Below are 26,925 nucleotides of genomic sequence, written 5' to 3'. Positions count from 1 at the left end.
ACAAACTACGGGATTAAGTAGAGGAGCGTAAAATGAAACAAATAGCTTTGGCCGCTACCTTAGCTTTGACTTTGGCGAATGTGGGCGCTGCTCAGGAACAACGCTTACAATTCAAGACTCTTGTCAAGCAGGAGCAGACCAATCCAATTGCAACATATGCCGCAATGACATCATTGGCAGAAAGTGGGTACGTTCCAGCAATCGATCGGGTCGGATACTACTTCCGAAAAGGGATCGGCACGCAAAAAGACCTAGAAGTGGCGCGTCATTGGTATGCGAGCGCCGTCGATGCTGGTCATCCTTGGTCCACCGCGTCTCTGGCTCGGGTAGAAATGGAGTTGGGACGGGGTGATGTTGCATTCGAGCTACTCCAAGCTGGTGTCAGCGACAACCAACCCGGCGCAGAACGCCTTTTTGCAACTGCCCACATTGATCGCAAGTTTGGCACCGCTTCAGACATCAAGCAAGGACGAGCGATCTTGGAGCGCATGGCGCAGAGCGGTGACCAAAATGCTGCACGCGATTTAGTGGTGCGCGTAAACTGGAAACGTTTAAGAGGACCTGCACCAGATACCGCTGTAGATCAAGTTGTGCGTGCAGGCCTTGCGGGTGACGCGAAGTACGCCGCAGTTGCGCTTGTGTATCTGTCTTCGCAGCCTGATAGAAGCGAAGAGACTATTCATACGCGTGCCATGCTCGCGGAAGTTCCTGGCGTTCCTGATCGGGTATTGTCGCCGGAGCTGATTAGGCTTGCCGCAGACATGCATCCCAGCCAATTCTGGTTGGAAGTGGAGGAGATTCTTGAAGGCACTCAACCAGAAAACTACGCCAAGGCAGCAAGTACGGCTTTTTGGATCAACAAGAATGCGTGGGTTCGTATATTACAGAAAGAGCTGCGCACCTTGGGCTATTACCGGGGCAGGATCGATGGGATGATGACCACACGTACAATCAAGGCTCAAAACCGTTTTTGCAGGGATCGCGAGCTTTGGTCAATTTGCGCATCAGGTCCACTGCGCGGAGCAACCGTACGGACCATGGCAGGTGCAATTGCAAAGGAAAAGCATGGCGGCAAAATCGACAATATTGCGCATCCGGGGTCATGAAAAGTGGCGGAGCAAATGGAAGATCATATGCAGACAGGCTCAGACTATTGCGAGTCGACCGAAGAGATCCGACTGTGCGCACTTCGTTAGAGCGTCGGACGCAAACAACCACCTGTTGTTTCGTTACTTCGCGACTAGCCACGAACGTCGCTGAAGGGGTGTTATGTGAAGCGATCTCTGGTTGAGTGGTCAGTCCCCTGCGGAGCCAACGGACCATTACTTTAGTCGCCGGATAGCAGTCATTGATCCTGCGCGCGGAGAACGTCTGTTTCGAGCCCAACCTGTGAATTCAGTTTTTTCGCTGCGCGCGCTCGCAGCGAGAAGAACCGCCATTCGTTCGGGTTTCAGCGAGGTTGAAAGCGGCAGTCTAGAAGTCGCGGAGGAAGCCACCGTGCGCTTAAGTTGCACAAACGGCGGCTTTGAAATTGCGCCGCTTGCCAAATCTTGATGACATTTCGCTCTGGGTCGACGATGTCTTGGACAAGGAATTGCCGGAACTTCCAGAGCTTTGGACCTGGAACAGGCTTGCCTCCGAACTCAGCTATGAATTGCAACACATCATCAATCAAGGACATTTCCAATATTGATTTACACGGAGTTGCAGAGCGCACAGCAGGTGCCTTCTCGATCACGATCTGAGATGCTATTTTCTTTGGAGCTTGGAGGACGATGAATTCGACGCCTGACTGATTGACTATGGCGAAATTCATTTTCGGTGCCGTCAGCCTGACAACCCCCAATCGCAAGATAGAAATGGGTTAAGTTTTCGAGGCTCGTAGCGTACAGCACTGCACCCATGAACACCTCGATGTTTTCTTCTTTCTGCATAGACTAGCGGACATATGCACTGATTGCGGCATCTTGTTCTTTGAGGCTCCTTGCAGACAAATGCGCACGCAGAACATGCCCATCTAGCTGGCTTCCTAAAACTGGCGTTCAGTCCCGCTTGTACACTCGCCCAGTCAGCGCGCTGCTGATGATTGGGGTTGGAGGGCGGATCGGAGGGCAAATCATGCCAAGAGTCCAACTTCCCGCAGTCACCCCAAAACGCAAGGCTTGGAACAAGGGGCGAATTATCGGGCAGAAACGTCCGCTTCTGCCAAAACAGGTGTGGGCGATCCGTGCGCGGCTCGAACTTGCAGGCAACCTACGCGACCTTGCTTTGTTCAACGTCGCCATCGACAGCAAGCTTCGAGGCTGTGATCTGGTCAAGCTAACCGTGACTGATCTTGTCAAAGACGATCGCGTCCGGGAACGTGTTTCAGTGATCCAGAGCAAAACCAAGCGGCCTGTTCAATTCGAACTGTCGGAAAACACGCGAGAAACCGTTCTGACCTGGGCCAGAAATCCGGAGATGCTTGCTTGCCTGTACATGTTCCCAAGCCGGTTCTACGACCGACCACACATCTCAGCGCGTCAGTACGGTCGACTTGTCCGTGACTGGGTGAAGGCGATCGGTTTGGAGCCGAGTGGATACGGTACACACTCGCTCCGCCGAACAAAGGCTGCCGAGATCTATCGTAAGACTGGCAACCTTCGCGCGGTGCAACTGCTCCTTGGTCACACCAAAGTCGACAGCACCGTGCGTTACCTTGGTGTCGAACTGGAAGATGCCTTGAGCATAGCCGAGCGCATCGACATCTAACGAACCCTGGCGAACGGTTTTGCCGTTCGCCATTTTGAAGCGGTTGCCGGTATTTCAAAGGGCGTAAGTTCACTCTGAGCCAAGCCGTGAATTCCACTGTTTTGCTGCTGTTGCTCGCTGCACCAAATTTACTTCTATGCTGCGTGGGTGCCGGCCAGTCGGCCAAAGACTGATCCGTTGATAAGTCCTGTACCACCAGGGTAGTTGAAGAAGAACACGCCGCCGACCAGTTCACCCGCCGCAAAGAGGCCGGGGATCGGCGTTAGGTCATTGTCGAGCACTTGAGCGGTGTCGGGGTCGATCCGCAGGCCACCGAAGGTGAACGTAATCCCGCAGCCAACTTGATAGGCCTCAAATGGGCCTTCGTCGATGGTGTTCGCCCAGTTGGATTTCTGCACCGCCAGGCCTTTGGTGGCCCGCCCGTCCTTGACGTTGGGATCAAACGGCGTGTCGGTATCAACCGCGGCGTTATAGGCTTTGATCTCTTCGAGGAAGCCCTGTGGATCAACCCCTTCGAGCTTCTCAGCCAGGGCCTCAAGCGTCGGTGCGGTGATTTTGGTCACCCGTTTAATCCGATATTCATCGCGCAGGATATGGGCGACCTTGGAATCAAAGATCTGCCATGCAAACTGATCGGGTTGGTTTAGAATGACCCGGCCATATTTGGCGTAAGTGTAGTTGCGGAAATCCGCGCCCTCATCAACAAACCGTTTGCCGGTTGCGTTGACCATAATGCCCCAGGGGTAGGAGTGTTTCTGGAACCCGTCGCCGACATCCAGATCACCGAATTCAGGCGCGTTATAATCCCAGCCAACTGCGTGGCAGCCAGACCAGTTGCCATAGGTCGAGGCGCCGATATCCAAGGCCATCTTGATGCCCTCGCCGGTATTGAACCGTGAGCCGCGCACGCGGGCCATTTCCCAGCCTGGACCCAGATAGCGCGTGCGCATCTCGGGGCTTGCCTGAAACCCGCCTGCGGCAACGACAACCGATTTGGCGCTCAGCTCCTCGATCTGGCCTTTGTGGCGCACCTTGACCCCGGTTACCGCGTGGCCATCGGTCAGGATTTCAACCGCGCGGGTTTCATAGCGGATCTCTATGCCGGACTCTTTGGCGATTTTCGTATGGGCATCCACGAGCCCTTCGCCGCCGCCCCATGCCTCGAGCGTAAGTCCGCCCCAGAATTTGAAACGCCCATCGACTTTGAAGGCCTGACGACCGTAGATCGGTAGGAAGCGGATGCCCTTTTCTCGCATCCAGTGCATCGTTTCGCGAGACGAGCGTACGAGCCGTTCGCAAAGGGCGGGATCCGTGCGATATCTGGTAACACGGAACATGTCGTCAAAGAACTGTTCCTCGGTATAGGTTCCAAAATCGGTGATCGCGATCTGCTCTTCAGACAGGTCGGGACAAAGCGCGCGAATATCGTCGACGCCGTCATAGGCAAAGCGGATGGCGCCAGCCGTATAACGCGAGTTGCCGCCATTTTCAGCTTCGGGTGCGCATTCCAGCATCAAAACGCGCGCGCCCTTTTCCTGCGCGGCATGTGCGGCACAAAACGCGGCGTTGCCCGCGCCGACGACAATCGTATCCCAGGTGCTCATGGTCAGGCCTCTTTCTGCGGTGCTTTGAACAGATCCTTGCGCAGCGTCATAAGCGCTCCGGGATCGATTTTGGCTTGAATAACTGTGGTTTCGCCCGAGGCAATGGCCTCTTGCAGGGCCGGGCCCATCCCGCCGGGGCCGTCAACCCAGATGCCTTTGCCGCCGCAAAGTTCGGCGAATTTGTCATAGCGCGGGCTCTGAATTTTGGCACCTAGCAGGCGGCCGCCGTAAAATTCCTGCTGATAGGCTTTTTCCGCCCCCCAGGCCTCGTTATCCAGAACCACGATGGTGATTGGAAGATTGTGGGAAATGGCGGTCTGGATTTCGATCATCGTATAGCCAACCGCGCCATCGCCCATGATCGCGACGACAGGGCGATCCGGTGTCGCGGCCTTGGCACCGATCGCGGCAGACAGACCAAAGCCGACAAGGCCAAAATCAAGCGGCGTGATCAGCGACATTGGTGCGTAATGGGCCAAGCGATCGGCCCCCTGAAGGCAGGTATTGCCAGTATCGAGCGTCACAATCGCATCTTCAGGCAAGGCCGCACGCAGCTCGCCCAAAGCGCGGCGGGGGTGCATGGGAAGGGTTTCGATGGCCGCCTCTTCAGCACGTTCGGCGCGCAGGCTTTCCATATCTGCGGCAAAGCTCTCACGCCATGCATCGCAAGCGGGTTTCGCGGCCAGCGCCGTCAAGGCCTCAGCCGTCAGCCTTGCATCACCTTGCGCTGCAATCTCTGCCGGGAAATAGCGACCCACGGCGGAACCTTCCACATCGACATGGGCAATCCGCGTGTCCGCACCGACATAGTCATTGCTGTGGAAGGTGGAGTTGAAACCAAGCCGCGCACCTAAAACCACCATCACATCCGCCTCTTTGGTCAAGCGAGAGGCAACGCGGTTGCCGCGTGGACCGGCCTGACCGGCAAACCAGGGGTGACCGTGGCGCATCACGTCGGCATGGCCGGTCGAGGCCACAACCGGCACTTCCAACGCCTCGGCCAGCGCCGTCAACGCGTCACGACCCATGCCCCATTTGAAACCGCCACCGGCAAAAATGACAGGCCGTTCAGCGCCTGCCAGCAGCTCGGAAATGGCCGCAATGTCAGCGGGTGCCGCAGGACCCGGGCGGGCGATCTGAAGCGGCTTCGGATCAATTGCGGGCACGTCTTCGGCAAAGAGGTCGCGTGGCACATGCAGCACGACCGGACCACGGCGACCGGTATTGGCCAAGCGGATCGCATCTTCCAGCATTGGGGCCAACCGAGAAGGATCTGTGACCATCACCGAGCGTTTGCTTATTGGCGCGAACAGGGCGACCTGATCGACCTCCTGAAACGTGTCCTTGCATTGATCGGCACGGGTGATCGCTCCGGCGATGACAACCATCGGTGAATAGGCCAGATGCGCCTCTGCCACGGCGGTCACGATATTCACGACACCGGGCCCGGCCTGCGCCCCCAGCACCACACCCGGCTTGCCGGTCATCCGCGCCCAGGCATCTGCCATATGGCCCGCTGCACGTTCATCCCGCGCACCGACATAGGCGATCTCGCCACCCTGATACATGGCGTCATAAAGCTCCAACATCGACCCGCCCAGAAGGCCAAAAACGGTATCAGTGCCATTGGCCCTCAAAACGCGATATACGGCTTCGCCGCCATTGATCGTATTCATAGATTAGTCCTCGGATCGGGGCCGCAGGTTCTGCGGGTCAAAAATTGCATCGGGGTGGATAGAGACGGGAATGTCGCGGTTCAGGATCTGAACGCTAAGCCCGTCTCGCGGGGTGCCTTTCTTCACAAAGAGCCAGCCGAGCGACTTGCCGATTGTGTAGCCAAAGCCGCCAGACGTCGTCAGACCGACGATCTCGCCATTGTGTAGAACCGGCTCTCCGCCATGAATGTCGATATCGTCCGCGTGAAGCTCAGCATAGAACAATTCCCATTCGGGATCGCGGGCCAGCAATGCGTCTTTGCCGATAAAATCGCGATCTTTGGTCACGACGAACCGCTCCAACCCAACGTCATAAGGTCCAATATCTGTGGTCAGCTCGCCGCTGGCGCGATAGGCCTTCTCCATCCGCATGCCGTTGAAGGCGTAGGAGCCAAGATCGACCAGCCCGTGTTTCTCGCCCGCTTCAAAGAGGGCGTCGTAGATCTCGGCAATGCGATTAAGGGGCGCGTGCAGCTCCCAACCCAATTCGCCAACAAAGGACACGCGTAGCGCATAGCAAGGGATGCCCGCCACGGTGATTTCCTGCCCCGACAACCACGGGAAGGCCGCATTGGACAGATCGGCGTCGGTCAACTCGGCCAGAATACGACGTGAGGCCGGGCCAGACATCGCCAGCATCCCCCATTCCGTGCTTCGGTTGACCATCTGCACATCTTCGCCCTCACGAATATGGCTCTTGATCCAGTCGAAATCCGGGTTGGCGCGGGCAATGGGTGATCCGGTAAAATAGCGATCCTCTGCGATGCGCCAGATGGTGATTTCGGTTTCAAACCGGCCTTTTGGCGTCAGCAGATGATTAAGGCTCATCCGCCCGTCTTTGCGCGGAATACGGTTGGCCGACAGACGGTCCAACAGCTTGCCAGCATCTTTGCCGGTGATCTCGAACTGCGCAAAGGCGCAGAGGTCGATCACACCAGCGGTTTCACGGGTCGCCTTGGCCTCGGCCAATGCATTTGCGTGCCAGGGTTGATGGCCCCAGCCAATTTGTTCTACCTCACCAACTTCGCCGAAATAGCGCGGACGCTCCCAGCCCGCGACCTCGCCGAACACCGCGCCTTTGGCGGCGAGACGATCATAAAGCGGATGCCGATTAAGCGGACGCAGCGCATTGAACTGTTTGCCGGGGCACGGTGTGTCATGGCGGCGCATAAACTCGTCTTTGGTGCGTTCCACGATGAAATGATCGGTGGTGAAATCGCCGTAGCGACGCGGGTCCATGCCGCGCGTGTTGATCGCGGTTTCGCCGTGCACCATCCAGTCGGCGAGCACCTTGCCCGCGCCGCCACCCCAGGCCAGACCAATCGAAGAGCCACAGGACAGCCAGACATTCAGGGCACCAGAGGGGCCAACCAGCATTCCGCCGTCGGGCGTGTGGGTGATCGCGCCGCGCACGACACGTTTGATGCCGAGCTCAGCCAGAATTGGCATTTTGTCGAACGCAACCATCAGGAAATCGCCAATGGAGTCGTAATCGGCCTCAAACAGCTCGTTCTCTGCGGCCCAGGGCGCGCCTTGCGGCATTTCCCAGACGGTCGGGCAGACATGCCCCTCGTAAATGCCAATGAGGCCCGATTTCTGTTCCTGCCGGATATAGCCGCCATAGGAATTGTCACGCATCACCGGCAGTTCCGGGCGATCCAGGAATTCGGGAACGGTATCCGTGACCAGATAATGGTGCAGACAACTGACCGAGGGGATTTTCAGGCCAAACCACGCGCCCACCTGATTGGCATAGGACCCCGCTGCAATCACGATATGTTCGGCCAGAACGTCGCCCTTCTCGGTCTTGAGCAGCCACATATCGCCCTTACGGCTGGCACCAAGCACCTGATTGTGGCGTTCGATCTTGCCCCCCCGCGCACGGGTGGCCGCCGCCAGCGCCATCGTCACGCTGGAGGGGTCAATATGCCCGTCCTCATAGGTCCTCACGGCGGCCTTGACGTTGTCGACCTTGTAAAATGGATTGACCTCAGAGACCTCCTGTGGCCCAACCAAATCCATCGGCAGGTCCAACAATCGGCCGACGCCCATAATCGATTTCATCCAATCGACTTCGTCATCCGTGGTGGCAATGCGCAAGCCGCCCACCTCGTGCCAGCCGATGCTTTGGCCGGTCTCTTTCTCGACGCGCTTGTAGGTCTCTAGTGACGTTTTGTTGATCCAGCCCGCCACACGGCTGCCAACCGCATGGGCAATCTGACCGGCGGCATGCCAGGTCGATCCGCTGGTCAGCTCGGCCTTTTCAAAGAGGATTGTATCAGTCCAGCCAGCTTCGGCCAGTTGGTATTGGGCGGCGACCCCCATGATGCCACCGCCAATAATGGCGACGCGGGTGGTGCGGAGCGTGCCTGACATCAGAACGCCTCCTTAGCGGGCTTAAGAGAACATTTTGCGGCGAAGCGCGTGCAAGCGATTTCCACTTCGAAACCGGACACCACATCCTGCTGAGCGAGCTGATCCAGCGGCGCGTCAATCATTGCGAGCGCGACAGAGCGGCCAAAGCGGTAGCTCCAGGCAGCCGAGGTGATCTGACCCACAACCTTGCCGTTAAAGTAGATCGGCTCATCATGGATGGGGAGCGCGTCTGGATCATCAAAGAGCAATGATACGATCTGGCGCTTGGGCTGGTCGGCTGCGGCCAGTGCCTCCTCGCCGACAAACCCGGTGCCAAAGGCGCAGAACGCCCCCAGCCTGGCCTCTTGCGGCGTGATTCCGGGCGTCAGTTCATGGCCAAAGGCGCGGAACCCGCTTTCGATCCGCAAAGACCCACTGGCGTAGAGCCCGGCATGGCTAGCGCCCGCCGCGACAAGCGCTTCATGCGCGGCCATCGCCATGTCGGAGGGGATGTAAAGCTCATGGCCTTCTTCGCCGGTGAAGCTCAGCCGTCCGGCCCATCCTCGCGCCAGACCGACCTCGACCGGGGCAAAGCCAAAGCGTTTGAGATCGGGCACCGGCGCATTGCTCGTGGCTTGCAGCACCTCGCGCGCTTTGGCGCCCGCAAGGCCGATCACGGCGTAGCCGCTGGTCACATCCGTGACTTCGACCCGGAAATCGCCTTTGGTTTCGCGCATCCGCTTCATGTCGCGGACCACTTCACCTGCGCCAACGATCATCAGATAGGTCTCAGGCCCATGGCGCTGCACGGTCAGGTCGCTTTCAACGCCGCCGCGTGCATTGAGGATCTGGGTATAGGCAATCCGGCCCTCTTTGATGTCCATCTCAGCCGCACAGAGACGGTTCAGGAAGGCGCAGGCGTCGGGCCCTTGCACCATGATCTTGCCAAAGGCCGATTGATCCAGAATGGCCGCGCCATTGCGGCAGGCCTCGACCTCGCTGGCCACCTGTTCGCGCCATTTCGGAGCGCCGAAGGTAAGCGGCAGATGCGCGGCCTCTCCACCGTAATGTACAGCGCGTTCCCAGCCACCGCGCCCTTCGAACCCGGCACCGGCTGCGACCAGGCCAGCATGAATGGGCGAACGACGCTGCCCGCGCGCAGTCTCCATCGAGCGGCCCGGATAAGGGTTGTCATAATGGCGACCCAGCACTTCGGGAATCCGCGCCTCCAGCGCACCCAACACATTCATTTCAGGGCTGAAGCGACGGATATCGGCTTCGTTCAGCTCCATTGTGGGCTCGCCTGCAATGATCCATTCCGCCATCGCCTTGCCCGCGCCGCCCGCAAGCGCTATGCCGATCGAGTTCATGCCTCCCATCAGAAAGAGGCCCGGCACCTCGGGGCTTTCCCCCATCATGAACTGACTGTCGAGCGTGAAGCTTTCCGGCCCGTTCAGCAGCATCCGCACCTCAGCCGTTTCCAACGCAGGAATGCGGCGCAGCGCGTTCTCCATCATCGGCATGAAATGATCCCAATCCTCATCCAGCAGGTCAAAGGAGAAATCGGCGGGCAGATCTTTGGTGGAAATGCCTTTGGCATGCGGCTCAAACGATCCCACTAGCAGACCCTCCACATCGTCGCGGGCATAAAGATAGGCATCCTGATCATTCAGCGTCGGCAGATGCGCCCCTTTGCCAAGCGCCTGCACCTCGGCAAGTGGTTTGGTCAGGATGTAAAAATGCTCGCAGGCATAAAGCGGCACATGCGCCCCGGCCATTTCGGCCACCTCCCGGGACCAAAGGCCAGAGGCGATCACGACCTCGTCGGCCTCGATCACGTACTCGCCGATCTCGACGCCTGAAATGCGACCATTCTTCTTTTGCAATCCTGTCACGCGGGTGTCTTCGAAGATTTTCACGCCTCGTGCCTTGGCCCCTTTGGACAGGGCCAGCGCGACATCAGATGGGTTCACGCGCCCATCAGCGGGTGACCAGACGGCACCGATCACGTCATCCACCTCGATCAGAGGCCAAAGCTCTTGCGCGCGGGCGGCATCGACGACTTCGGCTTCCAGACCAAAGGCGCGGCCAAGTGAGACCTGCCGTTTGATGTTGGTCAGACGGTCTTGATTGGTGGCCAGCGTCAGCGACCCCGTTTGGGTCCAGCCGGTGGCCTGCCCGGTCTCGACCTCCAGATCACCATAGAGGTCAATCGAATAGTTGATTAGCTTGGTGAGCGTGGCAGAGGGGCGCAGACGGCGGACCAATCCGGCGGCATGCCATGTGGTGCCCGAGGTCAGTTTGGAGCGTTCCAGAACCACGATATCTTTGCGCCCTTCGCGGGCGAGGTGATAGGCGATGGAGCAACCGATGACGCCACCACCGATGATGACCGTACGCGCAGATGATGGGAGGGTCATTGCAGGACTCCGTCACGGACCATGTCCAAAAGGGTATCGCTAAAAGCCGTCAGGGCTTCATCTATCAGGTCCGGGGTATGAGCGGCTGAGGTCAGGCCCGAGGTGTAGGCCATCATATCCACCCCGCGCGACAGCATCCCGTCACGATAGGCTTTGACTACTGGTTTTGGCAGCCCGCGAATTTCTTTCGAGCCAAGACCCTCAAGGCTGCGTTGGCCAAAGAAGACGTGGAAGATCGAGCTATCCCCGTAAGCGAGGCCCGTGACGCCATGGTCTTGCATCGCGGCATTCATGCCGTCGCGCATCCGGGTCGCCATGGCATCGGCCTGAGCTTGCGCATCCCCGCTGGCCAGCAACGGCATCGCTGCACAGGCAGCGGCCGCAACCAGAGGCGATCCGTTGAACGTCCCCTTATGGCTCACCGCCGGGGCGATGCCATCGCGCATTGTTGTATTGTTCATCATTTCCATAATCTCGGACCGGCCGCACACCGCCCCCCCTGGCAAACCTCCGGTCACGGTTTTCGCCAAGGTGGTCAGATCGGGCAGGATGCCGTCGCGGGCTTGCCGTCCGCCGGGGGACCATCGAAAGCCGGAGATGATCTCATCAAAAATCAGCACCACACCGGCAGCCCTTGCAACATCATGCAATGCGCGCAGGGTATCGGTTGGCAACGGCACGCAGCCGTAATTCGCACCGGAGGCCTCAATGATGACGGTTCCGATGCGCTCATCTTGAAATGCGCTTTCCATGGCCTGGGGATCGGCCGTGCAGATATGGATCAGATCATTGATCGCTTGCGGAATGCCCAGCGAGGGGGCCTGATCGCTGCCTGGCTTGGCGCCTTTCAGAGCGTGGTCGTGCCACCCATGAAAATGCCCGTCGACGCGCAGCACATGGTCCTTGCCCGAATGGGCCCGCGCCAATCGCAACGCCAGCATGGTGGCTTCAGTGCCCGATGCGGTGAACCGCGTGCGTTCGGCGCTCGGGTAAAGCTGGTTGACCCACTCGGCCCACTCGATTTCCTGAGCGTGGCAATCGGCGCTAAAGATTGAGCGTTCGGCCTGTTTCTGGATCGCTTCCGTGATGGCGGGATGGCAATGCCCCATCATCTGGCTGGCGCTGCCCATTTTGAAATCGATATAGCGGCGACCGTCCACATCCCATTTCTCAGCGCCCTGCGCGCGATCAATGAAAATAGGGTGCGGATCGCGATACCGCAGCTCATGGCTGACACCGCCCGGCAAAGCGGCCCGAGCGCGGGTCGTGAGGCTCTGACTGGTCATTCGGGCCGTCCTATTTGTGCCCGTGTCAGACGAATATCGAACCTTTCTCTGAGAGCGTGATCGGCATCATCTGACAAGTGATCGGGAAAATAGCTGCCAAGAATGTCTCGTGTTTTTTGACGAGCCACATCCCCAATCCGCTGCGCGCCATCGTCCTGCCAATCCCGCGGGGCGCGGCGGTCGCCAATTTCGGGGTAGAAGTAATCTGACTTCATCCGGCTGAACGTGTGCTGCTCACCTAGATAATGGCCTTCACCCCGACACACCTGAGCGATGACCTCGGCAGCAATATTTTCCGGCGTCGCCTCAATACCACGTATCGTGCGCAGGATGTTTCCCAAGAGGTCGTTATCGCTGACATAGGCCGCGTGACTGACACCCAGAAGGCTCGACATCATACCAGCAGCCTGGGTGATGATATTTGACCCGGCATGAGCCGCCATTGTGACCGCCAGCGACTTTTCGGCCCCGTACTGGGCATCCAGCCGCTTGGCATCGGTGATCCCGGCAATCGAACTGGTTGGCAAATCCCAACGCCGTCCCATCTGCGCGGCGCCGGCCATCAAGATGGCCTGCTCACCGCCGCCACCGCTCATCGAGCCGGTGCGCAGGTCGGCAACCAGAGGTTTGGGGGCAAAGATTGCCTTGACGTCAGAATCAACCAAACGGGCAAACACAAGGCCTGCCAGTGTTTCCGCGACAGCTTGCACCAGCGACCCCGCAATCGTGGCCGGGCTGGTGGCGCCAGCCTGACCGGCACTGATCAGTTGCACGGGGAAACCAGCTTTGATCGCTAGTTCAAGGATTTCACAGGCCTCCTCCGCGAAACGCATCGGCGGCACGACGTGACATACCATGACGGTCAGGAAAGGGCGGGCCCGAAACGCTGCCTCGCCACCCGCGATACGATAGCAAAGTTCAGCAATCGCCGCGACATTCTGCGGCTCGGTGATCGAGATCGACACATGTTTGGACGTCCCCGCCAGACAGGCATAGGCGGTGTTCAGGTCCATGAGCGCATTGTCTTCAATATCGCGGGCCACCACAGAGCGGCTGAAGTGATGGATATTGTCCATGCAATCAACAATCCGCGCGGCATCATAAAGATCCTGCAGTGTGGAATCCCGATATTCGTGCGTGTCGAGATCGAACACGCCGGGAGCCGCACCTCCGGTGGACATATGCACGCGGGCGGCTTCGATTTTCAGGTTATTCTCGGGGCGCTGGCCACATAACGTGAACCCGCGCTGCGCACCGTCTATTGCCCAGTTCACCAGAGCGCGCGGGAATAACAGCCGGCCGTCATCCGTCATGGATCCGCCAGCGTCGGTTACCTTTTCGATCATCGAGGGAATGGCCTGACTAAGACCCAGCTCTTCGAGAAGCTTAAATGCAGCCTCCTCGACCAGTGTCTCTTCATCAGATGAGAGCGGCTTCAGACGCCCGCCGACCACGCCTGGCCAGACCGGTGGCTGCAGGTCGGGTTCCGAGACTTGCTTCAAGCGATCCTTGCGACCGCGCCGACGGTTTGTTTTGGTCATCGATTCATGAGCTCAGGTTTGTACTTCTCTATCTTGCACAGGAAGTTACCGAGTTTACAAAAGCAACGTTCTCAGCAATGAGTGAGAAAAACTCATCATTTGGAATACTGTGACAGCCTCTCTTACAGCCCTACGTGCCTTTGACGCGGCCGCCCGGAACGGCAGTTTTCGCGCGGCCGCGGCGGACCTTACAGTGACCCCAACGGCGGTCAGCCATCATATTCGCGGACTGGAAGACCAGCTTGGCGTCAAACTTTTCAGGCGCGAAGGGCGTGATGTCGCCCTGACCGAGGATGGTCGGCGTCTGGCCCATGCGACCAATCAGGCCTTTGGCTTGCTGGACAATGCGGTTCAATCCCTGCGGCGAAGCGCACGCAAAGCGGTGCGTGTTTCGGCGGGGCCGATCTTTACCGCTCGCTGGCTCATGCCTCGGATCAGTGATTTTTGGGAGGCCCATCGCGAGATCGAGCTGGAAGTGGTGCCAGCCCGCCATCCCGGCGCTCCCGACCGTGAAAACGTCGATATCGTCATCAGCTGGGACCGCATCGCCGACATGGCTAGTGATGCGGTCAAACTCATCGAGCTAAGCCCCGTCGCCATTGCCTCGCAAGACTTCATCGCAAAACAAGGCCCCATCGAACGCCCAGAAGATCTGTTGACGCTCCCTAAGTTGCACCAAAGAAACCACTGGGGTTGGTTGGACTGGTTTGAGGCAATGGGCGTTTCAACACCCGATATGTTGCACGGCCCAATCTTCGAGGACGCAAACGCGCTGTTGCGCGGCGCTGCTGAATCGCAGGGTGTCATCATCGGCTGGCTTCCGTTGATCGACCAAGATCTGGCAGAAAACAGAGTGGTTCGGATTTTCGACGAGCGCATTACCCCGACCCACGGCTACTTTGTCGACGTCCAGCACACAGGCAGAGCGCGCTCCGAAGTGAAAGAGGTTGAGGAGTGGCTTATCGCACAATCATGATTGGCAGGCGCATCTATTGTTGAACGCGTGGTCAGAGTGAGACCGCGAAACAGCTGAGCGGCAAGTTGAAATGTGCACTTCGCAGCGATTTTCAGTGACCGCACTGCAATCTATGGGTGCGGCTTGGCCACACATGGCCTGTCCAAGAGCGCGATCTTAGAAACCGGATTGGCGGCACGGTCAACGAGGCCACGAGAGCCTGTTCGCCCCCTCGATCAAATGCAATTGCATAAAGCAAAAATGGCTGCGTCTTGATGGTTTGATTGAATTGCAATGAAAGCGCGGCATCGGATTGGGTCAAATCCCGCCTTTGAACGGCTGCTTTTGCTATGCATGCGGCAGCGCAGCAGAAGCTATGCCGCAACTGCGAGTCAATGCTGCGTCAGCGAAGGTCGGAAATCCAAAGTCCGCTTTGTCCGCAGAGCAGCAATTGATGAAGATCCAATCGAACGTCAGCGCTGAACTGTTTCTGCACCTCTGCTGACAGCAGGACTTTGATATGCTAGCTGGAACCATGACCTGATCATTTTCCTTCGAGCCGCATTCCACACGGAATTCTCCGTGGCCAGTGACGTGCGCATTTGAAAGGAAAACACATGAACCATACTGACTTTCCACCAATCCAACGTCGGCGTTTCGATATCGAAACGCTGCAATACAATGCCGTCAGCCTTATGAAACAAGTAGATGCTGGCCCGACATTTCTCCGTCACGGCGGTCGTGTATCTTATGTTGTTATGACCGAAGAACTCTTTGACAAGCTCTGGCCGGACTCGAGACGGGCTTGGGGCGTCGATGAGATGCCCTATCGCATGGAACAGCTCTTACTTGAAGCTGTGAGCAATTCCCTCGCGGAGAATGGCGAAGACAACGGAGACTGAGACCAAAGCACTTTCCGGGCGCATGTCTGATGGGACAGCGCCCGGATTTCTGCAAATCTTGTGGCCGCCGGACCGGCGCAACAAACGCGAACGTCGGAGCAGAGCACTATGTGAACCGCCGCAAGTTTGTGTCAGTCCGGCTCCTCTTCGTCAGAGTACTCGGCTATCAAGTCCAAAATGCCTTTGCGTTTCATGCGGCGCACCCAGCTCACATGAGACAGCACTGCATCCACGTCATGGCGGCGGAAATCGCTGCCATTCGTTCATGGTGCAGCGAGATAGTCGAAGCCAATTTACGGGTCGCGGACAAAGCCGACTATGCCGGTTTGGGTGTGAACGTCTGCTATTCATCCCAATGCAAATATACCCCTACCCTTGACCAAGCGCCCTAGCACATTTAGGCAAAATTGATCTGCCCGCCGGGACGACCCGGCCAGGAACGGCGCTTAGTCAGGACGACCTGATAAAACTGAGGTCGAAGATGACAACCAATCACAAAAATTCAAAGAAACTGATCGAGGGTCGACCCGCCCTGATCGTGATCGACATTCAGAAGAGCACGTTCATTGATAACAGCGCAGTCCGCTCAATCGACAATATGCCGGGTTATAAGGAACGGATGCTCGCTGCGCGCGATTTGGTTGATGCCGCACATCAAAACAATGTGCCCGTCATTTTCATTCAGGAAGTTCATCGTTCCGACCAAATCGACTTCGGCCGGGAGCTGGATGGCGATGAGGACATACACTGTCTCGAAGGTGATCCGCGGACAGAGGTTGCCAAAGAAGAGATGGGATATCGCACTGGTGACTATTTGGTTCCGAAGCGGCGTTATTCTGCGTTTTTTGGAACCGATTTCGAAATTCTGCTGCGCGGCCTGAAGGTAGATACTTTGATACTATGCGGAGGGCTGACTGATGTTTGTGTGCACTACACGTTCGTTGATGGCCACCAATCAGACTACTTCTGCCGCGTTGTGGAGGATTGCGTCGGCGGGTCATCCCTCGAAGCCCATGAAGCTGCGCTCAGAGCAATGGAGTATTTGCAAACCGGCGCTGTTCAGAACCGTGAAACAGTGATCAACGCGATCTCTTTGCTCTGATAAGCAAACTTCTCCTTCATGTCTGTTTCACATTGCCTAAAGCCAAAACCGGCAATTCGAAATGTGTCGAATGCTGGCAGGATTGGGCTCAAAGCGAACCTAGGAGCAAACGCAGCGTAGCGTTGAAAAGGCCACACAGCTTAGCTGAGACTGGCTCTGTGCCGTAGGTTAAAACCTCTCATTTTCTCGACCTTCTTGGTTGACCTAAGAGTAAGGAATAAATTCTATCGGACTATGAGACGTCCATTGACAAATTGCGTGGCCCTTCTTGCCGCTGCTCTAACGAGTATTTCATCGGTTTCCGCTCAAGATTGTGCGCGCGATGCGATGCTCGTGTTTGATGGCTCAGCGTCCATGGCAGAACTTGGCTTACATCTGGATGAACCCAAGAGAATTGATGCTGCTCGTGCGGCCTTGCGAGACGTGATGCCTCAGATCGCCCCAATTCGTCGTATCGGCTTGATCACCTATGGTCCGGGCCCCGAAAATTCCTGTGACGGAATTAATCTGAAGTTCCGACCGGTCGCGAATGCGATGCAGCCAGTTGTGGACGCAATTGCCTTGTTGGATCCAAACGGATTGACGCCGCTTACAGAAGCGGTCCGGGAAGCATCCGAAGTGCTAAACTACCGTAAGGATCCCGGCATCGTGGTGCTGGTCACGGATGGCAATGAGACTTGCGGAGGCTCGCCCTGCGCGCTTGGTGCAGAGCTCGCGTCTACTGCTGCAAATCTTACTGTGCATGTGATCGGGTTCCGCGTCGATACAGGTCGGTTTGCAGGCGACAGCCCAGACGTGGAACTTTTTCCTGATGATGTTTCTGTAGCGAAATGCATTTCTGATCGCACAGGTGGCATGTATATCTCCACCGAGGCCATTGAAGAGCTTAGCGATGCACTGCGTAGAACCTTGGGCTGCAATGTTATCGGCTAATCTGAAATGGCACAGTGCGGGTTCTGGAAGCAAATCAGAGTTTTCATCAGCGCGTCCGACGATCGGAAGCCCGAGCTAACCGGTTTGCACCCACGGCCCAGAGCTGACTTTCTCCGCCCACCTAAAATGCTGTGCTCGCAGCCCGCTTTCCGGCCATTCGCTGCAGGCGCGAAATCCGAAGGTCGTCGAACTAGCAATTCGCGAGACTATGTAGCCGTTGCCCCGCTCGAAACGAAAGGTCGCATTGCGCGCTTTGCGTCAGCAACGAAAAATGGGACGGGCGGATCCCCAAATTCGCGACCGCCGCGAAAGCACCCCTACCTCACTACGGAAGCAGACATTCCAATAAGTTTGATAGCGCCTCTCTCCGGGGCGCTATCTGCATTCGCTAGCCCCAACTGGATGTCTTCTTTTGGTTGCGTACGATCAAGTTTGTAGATTTGGTCAAAGGGTTCAACCGGGAGTATCGGGGGCCGGTGCAGCGCATGTCTAGATCAACCAAACTCGCATCACCGGCGAATGTTCCGTGCTGTAGGTTTTAGTTCGCCCCGGGGGCATGCTGATGCCACATATCAGTGACGATTTCCCAACCATCGTCCTCCGGGCGCAAGACGAACAGATAGGTGCCTGTGGCATCCATCCCGACGGTTTCGATTTTTGCCTCTACGAAGCCGATCATCACGGCCAGAGTCTGGTCGTCGGAAATGTATAAGTGGTCAATCGTATGAGTAACGTCGCCTTTGTTGGCGGTGACAAACTCGAACAGCTCCTTTGGGCCTTCCAAACCCTGTCGCACAGGTTTGCCTTGTTCGATCCAAAGCGTGTCTTCGGAATAGAGTGATACCAACCCAGCCGCGTCGTGGTCGGCAGCAAAGGTGTTGAACTGATCGTTGACAGCGTTCAGGCTGGCGGTTGCATCATCTGCAACTGCTATACCAGCTGACAGCAGCAAAGCCGCAATATTGGTTATGATACGCATTGTGCGTTCCTCTTAGATAGGGAAGTGTCAGGAAATCGGATCGGGATCAGGGCGCGCGAAGATCACCTCTCGCGTAACCTGCCAGCGGTCGTCTTCGAAAACCAAGTCGATGCTGAGCTCAAGCACTTTGCGAGCTTCGCCGATTGGCACGCGTCGGGTGATCAGGACATGTCCTTGGTCTCCAACAGCTTCAACAGCGTTGAACCGGGCCCATTTGTGATCATCCGGGTTGGTGTCTTTGACCGAGCTGGCCATCAGAGCCATGAAGCCAGGTTTGTCAAAACGTGCCAATTCGCCACTGATGTCCAGCATCAGGATTTGCATGTCTTTGTGGTAAACGCGGTCCAGACCGCTTGCATCGCCGTGGACCGCGACATTCATCAAGTCCTCAATCGCGGCGCGCACGCCTGTTTCTGTTCTATCTGACATTTTATGCCTCATTCAGGCGTGAGTGCCATTAACGGGGAAGTCACCTGTCAATCCACGCAGGAACCGGATGCCCATCACAAGGCTTGTCAGGCTGGGGCGGGCGAACGGAACATTCGAAATATCGACAATCTGCAGTACGCCCTGATCGTTGATGACAAACAGACCGGGCTCGGCAAACGGCCCTTCGACATCCATCCCATTGCGCGGTCCGGAGATGTACAGACCCAGCGTCTGCATCTGCTCAACGCTCAGACCATAGCCGATATCGAAGGTTGGTGAGACCTCTTGCATCTGTGCGGTGGCGCGCTCTGCGCTGTCGGCAGAGACCGCCAGGACATCGACGCCCAAAGCGTTCAGGTCAGGGAGCGCGCTGTTCAAATCTCGCAAGTAGGTCGTGCAAAGCGGGCAATGTTTGCCACGATAGACGATGGTTAACATCCAGTCGTACCCGTCCCGGGGTGTGGACAGGCTTCGGATGCTACCGTCAAGCACAGGAAGATCGATCGCCGGAAATGCCTTTCCGACGGCAGGTTTGGGGCTGGTCATGAGGAACCTTTCTGATTATATATCGATTGATACATAACTACCGTGACCACGCGAGAGTCAAGGAATTATATATTGATCGATACAAAAAAATTGGGCCGCCCAAGAACCTTCGACTATGACGAAGCTCTTATGCAGGCGATGTCGGTCTTCTGGACCAAGGGGTATGACGGGGCATCTCTACGCGATCTGACAAAGGCGATGGGGATTACCGGGCCAAGTCTCTATGCGGCCTTCGGGGACAAGCGAGAGCTGTATCTCAAAACCATCGACCTTTATGCCGACGTGGATGGCTGTGCGCCAGTCGTGGCCTTCGAAACCGAGGAAGACATCACCAAAGCCATCAAAGGGTTTCTGTCCGAAGTGGTCCACTATGCCACCGAGCATGAAAGCGGGGCAAAAGGGTGTTTTCTGGCATCCAGCGTTGTCACGACGGTTGGGCAGGTCGAAGGCGTAGCTGAACGCGTTGAGGCGGCGATTGACGACACCGAGAAACGCCTCGCTGCTCGGTTCGACCGGGAAATCGAAAAGGGCACTTTACCGGCAGATTTCCCGTCCCGTGAACGGGCCGCGCTTCTTTATGACCTTAGACAAGGTTACATGTTCAGAGGACGCGCCGGTTGGAGTAGCGAACGCATGCAGCAAGACCTCGATTCCAGAGTCCAGATGCTGCTGTCGCATTGAGCGCTAAAACCAGTTGGTCACATACCTGTAGTTTCTTCTATCGGAACTACTACGTGATTGAGGCTGCCCATGGTGGCTTTCGCCCGATACGGTCCAGCAGAAAGTCCATAAAGACACGAACCTTTGACGACAGAACATTTGATTGAGGGTAAATGAGCCAAAGCGCGGTGTCCGCCACGCCTGCGTATTCATGCAACACCCGAACCAGATCGCCTGACTGAAGCTCTTCGTGAACGCTCCAGACTGAGTTTTGGGATATCCCGGCACCTGCAAGTGCAGCAACCTTGTGACTATGACCATCGTCAAACACCAGATTGCAGCGCCCTGCCTTTGGGTCGTAGGTGGCGATCGTGCCATCGGGTTTAGTTACTTTGAGCGACCTGTCGTTTCCAAAAGCCACGATCCGATGCTGTGTCAGATCGTACAGAGTTTCGGGGCGGCCGTATTTCTCCAGATAATCCGGTGATGCGCAGAAAATGCGGGTGTCATCTGCAAGTTTGCGACCGCGCAGATTGGAATCCTCAAGCTCTGCGTTGCGCAATGCCAGATCAAAGCTACCCTCGATCAGGTCGAATTGTTTGTCTGACAGCCGCAGGTCCAGTTTGACCTCGGAGTGCAGGTCAATAAACTCAGGCAGTATCGGCGCGATATAGAGCTGGGCGAAGGTGCTCGGCGCTGTAAACCTTAACGTCCCCGAGACTCGCGCTTGACCTTGACCAAGCGCGGCACGCGCGGCGTCCTCTTTAGCTACGATATCCCTTGCGTAGGGCAGAAACGCCATACCCTCTGACGACAGAGAAACCTGACGTGTTGACCGGTGGAGCAAGTCTGCGCCAATGGTCTTTTCAAGCTTGCTCATCCACGCGCTTGCGACAGATGGGGCCAAGCCAAGCTCACGCCCGGCGGCGCTAATGTTCAACTTGTCAGCGGCAAGGACGAACAGGCGAAGGGTGTTGGTGTCCATATTATATCCAATATCAGAATACTGAAGTCAAAATTACCCCGGTTTATTTGGCTCACACAACAGATCACATGTCCCTCAATCAAATATCAATCACAGGAGACATGTTCATGGCTTATTACTCTGTTCTCGCCGTATCACCAACCAGCGAAGACTGGATTCCCGACTATCTGCCGACGGCGAACAAGCTGGTCGCAAAACACGGTGGCAAATACCTGGCCCGCACCGCCTCGCACGAACAGGTCGAAGGCTCCGAACAACCCGCCGCCCTGCGCATCATTCTTGAGTGGCCGTCGAAAGAAGCTGCAATGAACTTCATGAACGACCCCGAATACAAATCTCATCTGGAGGCACGCACAGCCGGATCAGAAAGCTATCACTTTGTCATCGAAGGCAAAGACGATCTCGCCTGACCAACTCTGGGGTGCATCGGGCAGCCCAATCTCTTCCCAATTTAGAAAGTGGATAGAACTATGTTCGAAAACCTTGGATGGATCGTTGAAGCACAAATCAAGGACGGTCGACGCGACGACTTTAAAGGCATCGTAGAAGAAATCGTTGCCGCCACACGCGCGGAAGGCGGAACGCTGAACTACCAATACTATGTCTCTGATGACGGCGCCGTTCTTGTCTATGAGCGTTTTGCAAATGTGGATTCAGCGCATATTCACATCACGAACTGGGATCGTTTCGCAGATCGCTGGCTGGAAGCAGCCCCAGCGACTCGCATGGTGTATCTGGGCAATATTCCACAGGAAATTCAAGATCGGCACGCAGCCATCAGCCCAATGGTCTACAAACTATTCGACGGCTTCACGCGTTGATTGGACGGCAGAACAATCAAGTCTCAGAGGATTGATCGGGGTTCTGTCGCAAATTTCTTTGAGAGTTGTATAGACGAAACTGGAGAGTTGATTACGCTGCCAATTGGGAGAATTGCTGAAACGGTCGGAGCTCGGGCGTGAATTGACCCTTACGGATCATGTTGACCAATTCTATGCCTGCCAGGGCAGATGAGGCTGCAGCGAAAGCTTTGAAGCCCAGCAAGGGCCTGACCCTGCGTTTGATAAAACGGTGATCCTGTTCAATGATGCTATTGAGGTATTTCCGTCTGACCATTTCAATAGGTATGGGACAACCAAAGCTCTTGAGCATCTTGTTGATCGCCTTGATGCCAGCAGTGTTGGCACCACTTTTGTCGATGACGATCTTGCATGGTAGACCGTTCAGCTCAAGCGCGCGCGCAAAAAACCTCGTCGCAGTGGCTTTGTTGCGGCGCTCGGACGGCATGAAATCAAGGGTCTTGCCGTGTTTGTCGATCGCTCGGTAAAGATAAACCCATTTGCCTTTGACCCGCACTTAGGTTTCATCCATTCGCCACGTACGGTCAGCGGGGTGCTTTCTATACCGCGCTGCGTCCGCAATGAGACCAGAATATCGAATGACCCAACGGTCCAACGTCGCGTAGTCCAGGTCAACACCACGTTCGGCCATGATTTCTTCCAGATCCCGGTATGAAACACCGTAGCGTAGGTAGAAGAAAACCGCGTGCAAAATCACGCCTTTCGGAAAATGCGCACCCTTAAATGAGATCGTCACGGTTTGCTCCTGTCATATGCAAGCCCGCGTTAACAGAACTGCGTTCGATCTGACAGGTGGGGACGGAGTTTGCGACAGAACCGATGGGACGTACTAAAGTCGCAGAAATCAGAACGAGGTCTCATTTGTTCAATCTCCAGAGTAGGAGAAACACTCCATGGACGACGTTGAGTGCGGGACGTGTGGAGACGCCTAATTTGTATAGAGAAAAGCTCCGAAGCCGTCTCTCTCGAGAACTTTGTGAGACTGCCTGAGTCGCATGCGAATGAAGCCCACGATCCTCATCTGCCCAATCTATCCTTAGAATATGACAAGGTTAACTTGGGGAGGTCGCAGGGCAGACGATCTAGCGGCCGCCTCAAGCGAACCGCGGCGTAAAGCCGCGCCTTGCAATTGAAAAAGCAGATCGCGTTCATTTTCAATGAACCAACACCTGTTCCAGAAAATTCTTCGTCCGCTCGCTCTTAGGATTGGTAAAGAAGCTTTCGGGATCGTCCTCTTCGATGATTTCACCGGCATCCATAAAGATGATCCGATCAGCAACTTTACGGGCAAACCCCATCTCATGGGTCACGCAGATCATGGTCATGCCTTCTTCAGCCAGACGAACCATGACGTCCAGAACCTCGCCGATCATTTCGGGGTCCAATGCCGAGGTCGGCTCGTCAAAGAGCAGTATATCCGGTTTCATGCACAGCGCCCGCGCGATGGCCACGCGCTGTTGTTGGCCGCCCGAAAGCTGGCCGGGATACTTCGGCGCCTGATTGGCGATCTGGACCTTTTCCAGATACATCATCGCGGTCTCTTCCGCCTCGGACTGCGAGATTTTGCGCGCCAGCATCGGGGCCAGCGTGCAGTTCTCAAGGATCGTCATATGCGGGAACAGGTTGAAATGCTGAAACACCATGCCAACATCTTGCCGCAGCTTGTCGATATTGGGATCTTCGGCGCTGATCACGTGGCCATTGATCTCGATCAGACCCGACTGATGCTCCTCAAGCTGGTTGATCGTGCGGATCATGGTTGATTTGCCCGATCCAGACGGCCCACAGACGACAATTTTTTCGCCCTTGCTTACGGTCAGGTTTACATTTTTGAGGGCGTGGAAAGACCCGTAGTATTTTTCCACTTTGCTTAGTCTGACAGCTGGTGTTTCGGACATGGCAATCTCCCCTTCAGGTTTCTATTGCGGCTATGATGATGATCTCGACTTTCAATACATCCCGCGCCAAACGGGCCTCGCCACATGCGCGGGCGGGCGCATGGCCCTCGGGCACCCAGTCATCCCAGACGGCGTTCATTTCAGCAAAATCCGCCATATCACTCAGCCAAATCGTGGCCTGCATGATATGTTCGCGGTCCGAGCCCGCCTCGGTCAGAAGGGCATCAACGCGCGACAGACAGTCCTGCGTTTGTTCGGTGACGTTGTCACCCGAACCAACCTGACCGCACAGATAGGCGACGCCATTGTGCTTGACGATCTTCGACATCCGGGCACCGGTGCGGAGACGTTCTATCATTTCAACAGCCCCCGACCCTTCAGCGCATCGGAAATCTCATCCAGAATGGCCGGATCGTCGATGGCGGCCGGCATCTTGAATTCAACACTGTCGGCAATCTTCTGCATCGTACCGCGCAATACCTTACCAGAGCGCGTTTTCGGCAACCGTTTGACCGGAATGGCGGTTTTAAAGGCTGCGACCGCCCCGATCTGTTCCCGCATCAACGCGACCAGCTCGTTTTCCAGCTCGCTTGAGACCCGATCGGCGCCGTCATTGGTCACATAGAACCCCAGTGGCATCTGGCCTTTCAAAGCATCCGCCGCACCGACCACAGCGCATTCAGCGATGTCGGGGTGCGCCCCGATCACCTCTTCCATCGCGCCGGTCGACAGGCGGTGCCCGGCGACGTTGATGATGTCATCCGTGCGGGCCATGATGAAGACATAGCCGTCCTCATCAATGATCCCAGCATCCGATGTGGCGTAGTGGCCGGGGAATTCATTCATATACGAGGTCAGGAAACGTTCGGGCGCATTCCAAAGCGTCGGAAAGCCCGAGGGCGGCAGCGGCAGTTTGCACACGATGTTGCCTAAGGTGCCGGGCGGGACCTCATGGCCTTCGTCATCCAGCACCTGAATATCGTAGCCCGGCATCGGCTTGCCGGGTGAGCCATACTTGACCGGGAACTGCCCCAACCCGACTGGGTTGCCCGACATGGCCCAGCCGGTTTCGGTCTGCCACCAGTGGTCGATCACCGGGCGTTGCAGTTTCTCTTCTGCCCATTGGATCGTTGCCGGGTCCGAGCGTTCTCCAGCCAGAAACAGCGTGCGGAATTTCGACAGGTCATATTGCCCGATCAACTGACCCTTGGGGTCCTCTTTCTTGATCGCGCGGAAAGCAGTCGGAGCAGTGAACAGCGCGGCAACCTCATGGTCCTGAATGACCCGCCAGAACGCGCCTGCATCGGGCGTGCCCACAGGCTTGCCTTCGTAGACCACCGTCGCGCAGCCATGCAGCAGCGGCCCGTAGCAGATATAGGAATGCCCCACGACCCAGCCGACATCGGAGGCGGCCCAGAACACCTCACCGGGATTGATCCCATAGTGGTGCTCCATCGTCCATTTCAGCGCCACCATGTGCCCGCCATTGTCGCGCACAACGCCTTTAGGCTGGCCAGTCGTGCCGGAAGTGTACAGGATGTACAGCGGATCGGTGGCATCGACCGGCACACATTCCGTGGTTTCCCCTGCTGCCTTTGCTGCGCCGACCAGTTCGGCATAATCCAGATCACGCCCCGGTTTGAGTTCTGCCAGTTCCATGTCGCGTTGAAGGATCAGGCAGTGCGCGGGCTTGGTGGTGGCTTCCTCAATCGCAGCATCCAACAATGGTTTGTAGTGCACAACCCGCCCCGGTTCGATCCCGCAGGAGGCGGAGATGATCATCTTGGGCGCGGCATCGTTGATGCGGGTGGCCAGTTCGTGTGGCGCAAAACCGCCAAATACCACCGAATGGATCGCGCCCAAACGGGCGCAGGCCAGCATCGCAAAGACCGCTTGCGGCACCATCGGCATATAGATGACAACGCGGTCGCCTTTACCGACGCCATGCGCCCGCATGACCGAGGCCAGCGCGCCGACCTCGGCCTGCAACTCGGCAAAACTGAAAGTCTGAACCGTATCCGTGACCGGGCTGTCATAGACCAGCGCCTTCCTGTCGCCGTGCCCGGCTTCGATATGGCGGTCAACACAGTTCCAGCAGGTGTTGCAGGTGGCCCCTGCGAACCAGCGCCCGTAGACGCCCATATCCGGGTCAAAGACTTTCTCGGCGGGAGTGAACCAGTCAATCTGTTCGGCGGCCTTTCCCCAGAACGCCTCGGGGTCGACTTGCCAGCTTGCATATGCGTCTGAGTAGCTCATGACATCACATAATTCAGGCCGAGACGACCGCCATCGACGTAGATCGTTTCACCAGTGACATAGCTGGCCTTTTTCGAGCACAGGAACGCCACCACATCGCCGATCTCGCGCGCGGTGCCTGCGCGGCCCATCGGCGTGCGAGACATCGCCATCTTGTAGGCTTCGGGGTTGGCATTCACCCCCGCCATCATCTCGGTATCAATCGAGCCGGGACCTACAGCATTGACACGAATGTTCTTCGGAGCCAGCGCCAGTGCAGCAACCTTGGTTAGTTGCATGACCCCGCCTTTCGAGGCGCAATAGGCCGGGATCGCAGGGATCGCGACCTGCGCGTTTATCGAGGACATGTTCACAATCGCGCCTTCGATGCCCTTCTCGACCATCGTGTTCGCAACCCGCTGCATCGCCACAAAGACACCGCGCAGGTTGATATCCATCACCCGGTCATAGGCGGCCAGATCATAGTCCAGGAATGTCCCCGGCATCGCGATACCCGCATTGTTCACCAGTGCCGAGACCGGGCCGTGCTCGGTCTCAATCGCGTCGAACATAGCGCCAATGGCGTCCACATCACCCATGTCGCAGACCATTCCGACCCCGCCAACGGTCGCAGCGGCCTCGTGCACGCTGTCCTGAATGTCGACCAGAATGACCTTGTAGCCATCCTCGGTCAGCGCCTCGGCGCAGGCCAATCCAATGCCCTGAGCAGCACCGGTTACAACTGCAATTGGAGTGTCAGCCATCTGCG

23 protein-coding genes and 1 pseudogene are annotated in these 26,925 nt (G+C 56.9%); 9 read left to right on the top strand and 15 right to left on the bottom strand.

Translation table 11 applies throughout. From position 1 onward, the window contains the following. Positions 1 to 32: 32 nt before the first annotated feature. Together ACR0BU_RS03420 and ACR0BU_RS03415 are read left to right on the top strand one after the other, a co-directional pair. Positions 33 to 1,106, top strand: a complete 1,074-nt coding sequence (locus tag ACR0BU_RS03420; protein ID WP_480736248.1) for a hypothetical protein — start codon at positions 33 to 35, stop codon at positions 1,104 to 1,106. Between the two features lie 1,012 nt (positions 1,107 to 2,118). Beyond that, a complete protein-coding gene (locus ACR0BU_RS03415) occupies positions 2,119 to 2,751 on the top strand; it encodes a tyrosine-type recombinase/integrase (RefSeq protein ID WP_480736250.1) in 633 nt (210 codons plus the stop codon). 134 nt (positions 2,752 to 2,885) lie between these two features. Here ACR0BU_RS03415 and tcuA read toward each other — a convergent pair whose 3' ends face one another. Genes tcuA through ACR0BU_RS03385 form a run of 6 tightly spaced genes read right to left on the bottom strand, consistent with a single transcriptional unit; the run spans position 2,886 to position 13,672 of the window. Further along, on the bottom strand, positions 2,886 to 4,355 hold the full coding sequence (gene tcuA / locus ACR0BU_RS03410; protein WP_480736251.1) for an FAD-dependent tricarballylate dehydrogenase TcuA: 1,470 nt from the start codon (positions 4,353 to 4,355) through the stop codon (positions 2,886 to 2,888). 2 nt (positions 4,356 to 4,357) lie between these two features. Then, positions 4,358 to 6,031 (bottom strand): thiamine pyrophosphate-binding protein, encoded by a 1,674-nt coding sequence (locus ACR0BU_RS03405; protein ID WP_480736253.1) that lies wholly within the window; start codon positions 6,029 to 6,031, stop codon positions 4,358 to 4,360. 3 nt (positions 6,032 to 6,034) lie between these two features. Further along, a complete protein-coding gene (locus ACR0BU_RS03400) occupies positions 6,035 to 8,446 on the bottom strand; it encodes an FAD-dependent oxidoreductase (protein ID WP_480736255.1) in 2,412 nt (803 codons plus the stop codon). Then, positions 8,446 to 10,845, bottom strand: coding sequence for a GcvT family protein (locus tag ACR0BU_RS03395; RefSeq protein ID WP_480736257.1), 2,400 nt, complete (start codon positions 10,843 to 10,845; stop codon positions 8,446 to 8,448). Before ACR0BU_RS03395 ends, ACR0BU_RS03400 begins: the two co-directional genes overlap by 1 nt. Further along, on the bottom strand, positions 10,842 to 12,131 hold the full coding sequence (locus ACR0BU_RS03390) for an aspartate aminotransferase family protein (RefSeq protein WP_480736258.1): 1,290 nt from the start codon (positions 12,129 to 12,131) through the stop codon (positions 10,842 to 10,844). The genes ACR0BU_RS03395 and ACR0BU_RS03390 overlap by 4 nt, the downstream gene beginning before the upstream one ends. Then, on the bottom strand, positions 12,128 to 13,672 hold the full coding sequence (locus ACR0BU_RS03385) for a trimethylamine methyltransferase family protein (protein ID WP_480736259.1): 1,545 nt from the start codon (positions 13,670 to 13,672) through the stop codon (positions 12,128 to 12,130). The genes ACR0BU_RS03390 and ACR0BU_RS03385 overlap by 4 nt, the downstream gene beginning before the upstream one ends. A gap of 109 nt (positions 13,673 to 13,781) precedes the next feature. On the opposite strand from ACR0BU_RS03385, the gene ACR0BU_RS03380 reads away from it, so the two are divergent. The 4 genes from ACR0BU_RS03380 (at position 13,782) to ACR0BU_RS03365 (ending at position 17,564) form a co-directional block, all read left to right on the top strand. After that, on the top strand, positions 13,782 to 14,648 hold the full coding sequence (locus ACR0BU_RS03380; RefSeq protein ID WP_480736260.1) for a LysR family transcriptional regulator: 867 nt from the start codon (positions 13,782 to 13,784) through the stop codon (positions 14,646 to 14,648). A 596-nt stretch (positions 14,649 to 15,244) separates the two neighbouring features. Continuing rightward, complete coding sequence (locus ACR0BU_RS03375; protein ID WP_480736261.1) at positions 15,245 to 15,529, top strand: hypothetical protein; 285 nt, start codon at positions 15,245 to 15,247, stop codon at positions 15,527 to 15,529. Positions 15,530 to 16,010: 481 nt separating this feature from the next. After that, positions 16,011 to 16,631: a cysteine hydrolase family protein gene (locus tag ACR0BU_RS03370; protein ID WP_480736262.1), complete on the top strand. Its 621-nt coding sequence runs from the start codon at positions 16,011 to 16,013 to the stop codon at positions 16,629 to 16,631. Positions 16,632 to 16,877: 246 nt separating this feature from the next. Beyond that, positions 16,878 to 17,564: a vWA domain-containing protein gene (locus ACR0BU_RS03365; protein WP_480736264.1), complete on the top strand. Its 687-nt coding sequence runs from the start codon at positions 16,878 to 16,880 to the stop codon at positions 17,562 to 17,564. A 538-nt stretch (positions 17,565 to 18,102) separates the two neighbouring features. Here the strand turns inward: ACR0BU_RS03365 and ACR0BU_RS03360 are convergent. From ACR0BU_RS03360 to ACR0BU_RS03350, 3 genes are read right to left on the bottom strand one after another with little or no spacing between them, the layout of a single operon-like run. Beyond that, positions 18,103 to 18,543 carry a YybH family protein gene (locus tag ACR0BU_RS03360; RefSeq protein WP_480736266.1) on the bottom strand — a complete coding sequence of 147 codons (441 nt, stop codon included), beginning with the start codon at positions 18,541 to 18,543 and terminating at the stop codon, positions 18,103 to 18,105. A 27-nt stretch (positions 18,544 to 18,570) separates the two neighbouring features. After that, complete coding sequence (locus tag ACR0BU_RS03355) at positions 18,571 to 18,972, bottom strand: nuclear transport factor 2 family protein (protein ID WP_299891755.1); 402 nt, start codon at positions 18,970 to 18,972, stop codon at positions 18,571 to 18,573. 12 nt (positions 18,973 to 18,984) lie between these two features. Then, positions 18,985 to 19,518 carry a peroxiredoxin-like family protein gene (locus tag ACR0BU_RS03350; RefSeq protein WP_480736267.1) on the bottom strand — a complete coding sequence of 178 codons (534 nt, stop codon included), beginning with the start codon at positions 19,516 to 19,518 and terminating at the stop codon, positions 18,985 to 18,987. A 72-nt stretch (positions 19,519 to 19,590) separates the two neighbouring features. Between ACR0BU_RS03350 and ACR0BU_RS03345 the strand changes: the two genes are divergently transcribed. Continuing rightward, positions 19,591 to 20,199, top strand: coding sequence for a TetR/AcrR family transcriptional regulator (locus ACR0BU_RS03345; RefSeq protein WP_299891750.1), 609 nt, complete (start codon positions 19,591 to 19,593; stop codon positions 20,197 to 20,199). A 49-nt stretch (positions 20,200 to 20,248) separates the two neighbouring features. Here the strand turns inward: ACR0BU_RS03345 and ACR0BU_RS03340 are convergent, their stop codons facing one another. Continuing rightward, on the bottom strand, positions 20,249 to 21,163 hold the full coding sequence (locus ACR0BU_RS03340; RefSeq protein ID WP_480736269.1) for a LysR family transcriptional regulator: 915 nt from the start codon (positions 21,161 to 21,163) through the stop codon (positions 20,249 to 20,251). A 107-nt stretch (positions 21,164 to 21,270) separates the two neighbouring features. On the opposite strand from ACR0BU_RS03340, the gene ACR0BU_RS03335 reads away from it, so the two are divergent. Next, a complete protein-coding gene (locus ACR0BU_RS03335) occupies positions 21,271 to 21,573 on the top strand; it encodes a DUF1330 domain-containing protein (protein WP_299891744.1) in 303 nt (100 codons plus the stop codon). Positions 21,574 to 21,633: 60 nt separating this feature from the next. Next, entirely contained in the window at positions 21,634 to 21,984 is a 351-nt protein-coding gene (locus ACR0BU_RS03330) for a putative quinol monooxygenase (protein WP_480736271.1), read from the top strand. A gap of 91 nt (positions 21,985 to 22,075) precedes the next feature. Here ACR0BU_RS03330 and ACR0BU_RS03325 read toward each other — a convergent pair. The 5 genes and pseudogenes from ACR0BU_RS03325 to ACR0BU_RS03305 all read right to left on the bottom strand — a co-directional run bounded on the left by ACR0BU_RS03325 (position 22,076) and on the right by ACR0BU_RS03305 (position 26,920). Continuing rightward, positions 22,076 to 22,759, bottom strand: a pseudogene (locus ACR0BU_RS03325) (IS6 family transposase). A 418-nt stretch (positions 22,760 to 23,177) separates the two neighbouring features. After that, a complete protein-coding gene (locus ACR0BU_RS03320; protein WP_299891739.1) occupies positions 23,178 to 23,921 on the bottom strand; it encodes an amino acid ABC transporter ATP-binding protein in 744 nt (247 codons plus the stop codon). A gap of 13 nt (positions 23,922 to 23,934) precedes the next feature. Beyond that, positions 23,935 to 24,279, bottom strand: a complete 345-nt coding sequence (locus tag ACR0BU_RS03315; protein ID WP_480736273.1) for a RidA family protein — start codon at positions 24,277 to 24,279, stop codon at positions 23,935 to 23,937. Then, on the bottom strand, positions 24,276 to 26,177 hold the full coding sequence (locus ACR0BU_RS03310; RefSeq protein ID WP_480736275.1) for a propionyl-CoA synthetase: 1,902 nt from the start codon (positions 26,175 to 26,177) through the stop codon (positions 24,276 to 24,278). The genes ACR0BU_RS03315 and ACR0BU_RS03310 overlap by 4 nt, the downstream gene beginning before the upstream one ends. Next, positions 26,174 to 26,920 carry an SDR family NAD(P)-dependent oxidoreductase gene (locus ACR0BU_RS03305; RefSeq protein ID WP_480736276.1) on the bottom strand — a complete coding sequence of 249 codons (747 nt, stop codon included), beginning with the start codon at positions 26,918 to 26,920 and terminating at the stop codon, positions 26,174 to 26,176. Before ACR0BU_RS03305 ends, ACR0BU_RS03310 begins: the two co-directional genes overlap by 4 nt. Positions 26,921 to 26,925 lie beyond the last annotated feature (5 nt).

This window comes from Ruegeria sp. CK2 (assembly GCF_056536585.1).
The sequence above is the reverse complement of the archived record's forward strand: the minus strand, read 5'-3'. Positions and strand labels throughout refer to the sequence as shown.

Excerpts from the sequence above, each read along its gene's own strand:
- ACR0BU_RS03330 (WP_480736271.1), top strand. The coding sequence starts at position 21,634 with ATGTTCGAAAACCTTGGATGGATCGTTGAAGCACAAATCAAGGACGGT.
- tcuA (WP_480736251.1), bottom strand. The coding sequence starts at position 4,355 with ATGAGCACCTGGGATACGATTGTCGTCGGCGCGGGCAACGCCGCGTTT.
- ACR0BU_RS03340 (WP_480736269.1), bottom strand. The coding sequence starts at position 21,163 with ATGGACACCAACACCCTTCGCCTGTTCGTCCTTGCCGCTGACAAGTTG.
- ACR0BU_RS03375 (WP_480736261.1), top strand. The coding sequence starts at position 15,245 with ATGAACCATACTGACTTTCCACCAATCCAACGTCGGCGTTTCGATATC.
- ACR0BU_RS03355 (WP_299891755.1), bottom strand. The coding sequence starts at position 18,972 with ATGTCAGATAGAACAGAAACAGGCGTGCGCGCCGCGATTGAGGACTTG.
- ACR0BU_RS03395 (WP_480736257.1), bottom strand. The coding sequence starts at position 10,845 with ATGACCCTCCCATCATCTGCGCGTACGGTCATCATCGGTGGTGGCGTC.
- ACR0BU_RS03415 (WP_480736250.1), top strand. The coding sequence starts at position 2,119 with ATGCCAAGAGTCCAACTTCCCGCAGTCACCCCAAAACGCAAGGCTTGG.
- ACR0BU_RS03335 (WP_299891744.1), top strand. The coding sequence starts at position 21,271 with ATGGCTTATTACTCTGTTCTCGCCGTATCACCAACCAGCGAAGACTGG.
- ACR0BU_RS03370 (WP_480736262.1), top strand. The coding sequence starts at position 16,011 with ATGACAACCAATCACAAAAATTCAAAGAAACTGATCGAGGGTCGACCC.
- ACR0BU_RS03405 (WP_480736253.1), bottom strand. The coding sequence starts at position 6,031 with ATGAATACGATCAATGGCGGCGAAGCCGTATATCGCGTTTTGAGGGCC.
- ACR0BU_RS03320 (WP_299891739.1), bottom strand. The coding sequence starts at position 23,921 with ATGTCCGAAACACCAGCTGTCAGACTAAGCAAAGTGGAAAAATACTAC.
- ACR0BU_RS03305 (WP_480736276.1), bottom strand. The coding sequence starts at position 26,920 with ATGGCTGACACTCCAATTGCAGTTGTAACCGGTGCTGCTCAGGGCATT.
- ACR0BU_RS03420 (WP_480736248.1), top strand. The coding sequence starts at position 33 with ATGAAACAAATAGCTTTGGCCGCTACCTTAGCTTTGACTTTGGCGAAT.
- ACR0BU_RS03400 (WP_480736255.1), bottom strand. The coding sequence starts at position 8,446 with ATGTCAGGCACGCTCCGCACCACCCGCGTCGCCATTATTGGCGGTGGC.
- ACR0BU_RS03390 (WP_480736258.1), bottom strand. The coding sequence starts at position 12,131 with ATGACCAGTCAGAGCCTCACGACCCGCGCTCGGGCCGCTTTGCCGGGC.
- ACR0BU_RS03385 (WP_480736259.1), bottom strand. The coding sequence starts at position 13,672 with ATGACCAAAACAAACCGTCGGCGCGGTCGCAAGGATCGCTTGAAGCAA.
- ACR0BU_RS03310 (WP_480736275.1), bottom strand. The coding sequence starts at position 26,177 with ATGAGCTACTCAGACGCATATGCAAGCTGGCAAGTCGACCCCGAGGCG.
- ACR0BU_RS03315 (WP_480736273.1), bottom strand. The coding sequence starts at position 24,279 with ATGATAGAACGTCTCCGCACCGGTGCCCGGATGTCGAAGATCGTCAAG.
- ACR0BU_RS03350 (WP_480736267.1), bottom strand. The coding sequence starts at position 19,518 with ATGACCAGCCCCAAACCTGCCGTCGGAAAGGCATTTCCGGCGATCGAT.
- ACR0BU_RS03360 (WP_480736266.1), bottom strand. The coding sequence starts at position 18,543 with ATGCGTATCATAACCAATATTGCGGCTTTGCTGCTGTCAGCTGGTATA.